The following is a 1,388-nucleotide window of genomic DNA, read 5'->3' as shown; positions in this document are numbered from 1 at the left end:
ACACCCGACTCAGCCCACAACCGGACCGCCATCCCCACCCACTGCGTCCCCTGACCAGGGAACACGAACACCGACCGGCCACCCTCCCCCGACACCACACCCGACACCACACCAGACGACGGCACCCCAGCCGCCACAGCATCCAGACCGGTGTTCAACTCCGTTGTGTTTTCCGCCAGGACCACGGACCGGTGCTCGAACACCGACCGCGACACCACCGACGACAACCCCACATCCACCAACCGACCAAACCCAGCCACCTCCCTCACACGGGACGCCAGCTCAGCCATCACACCCGCAGAACGACCAGACACCACCACCGGCACCACAGCCAACGGGGCATCCCCGACGAACTCCCCCTCCTCCGGAACAGGCGCCTCCTCCAACACCACATGCGCATTCGTCCCACTCACACCGAACGAGGAGACACCAGCTCGCCGCACACGCTCGCCCCGCGGCCACGGCTCCTGCTCCGTCAGCAGTGCGACGGTTCCCGCCGACCAGTCCACCTCCGCCGTCGGCTCATCCACATGCAGAGTCTTCGGCAGCACACCGTGCCGCATCGCCATCACCATCTTGATCACACCAGCCACACCAGCGGCAGCCTGCGTATGACCCACATTCGACTTCAGCGAACCAAGCCGCAAAGGCCGCCCGACATCCCGCTGCCCATACGTCGCCAACAACGCCTGCGCCTCGATCGGATCACCCAGACGCGTCCCCGTCCCATGCGCCTCCACCACATCCACATCACCCACACCCAACCGCGCATCCGCCAACGCCCGGCGAATCAAACGCGACTGGGCCCGCCCACTGGGCGCCGTCAGTCCGTTGCTCGCACCGTCCTGATTGACCGCCGAACCCCGCACCACCGCCAAAACCCGATGTCCATGACGCACCGCATCCGACAACCGCTCGACGAGCAACACGCCCGCACCCTCGGCCCAGCCCGTGCCGTCGGCCGAGTCCGAGAACGCCTTGCACCGCCCATCGGCGGCCAGCCCCCGCTGCCGCGAGAACTCCACGAACATGCCCGGTTCGGCCATGACCGTCACCCCACCCGCCAGCGCGAGATCACATTCACCGCTGCGCAGCGCCCGCACCGCCAGATGCAACGCGACCAACGACGACGAACACGCCGTGTCCACCGTCACCGCCGGCCCCTCCAGACCCAGCACATACGAGATACGACCCGAAGCGACACTGCTGGAGGATCCGGTCAGTAGATAGCCCTCGTATCCGTCAGCGCTTTCGTGGAGTCGGGGGCCGTACTCCTGGGCCATCACTCCGGCGTAGACGCCGGTCCTTGAGCCGCGCAGCGAATGCGGATCAATACCCGCCCGCTCCAACGCCTCCCACGACGTCTCCAGCAACAACCGCTGCTGCGG

At 67.0% G+C, this 1,388-nt stretch carries 1 protein-coding gene; it reads right to left on the bottom strand.

What is annotated here, in order from left to right; genetic code table 11:
* Window positions 1–1,388 (bottom strand): beta-ketoacyl synthase N-terminal-like domain-containing protein (locus IE248_RS37030; RefSeq protein ID WP_268254125.1); only part of this gene is annotated, 1,388 nt, incomplete at both ends.

Source organism: Streptomyces goshikiensis, assembly GCF_014650555.1.
Lineage (GTDB): Bacteria > Actinomycetota > Actinomycetes > Streptomycetales > Streptomycetaceae > Streptomyces > Streptomyces goshikiensis.
This window is presented reverse-complemented; position numbering and strand designations above follow the sequence as displayed.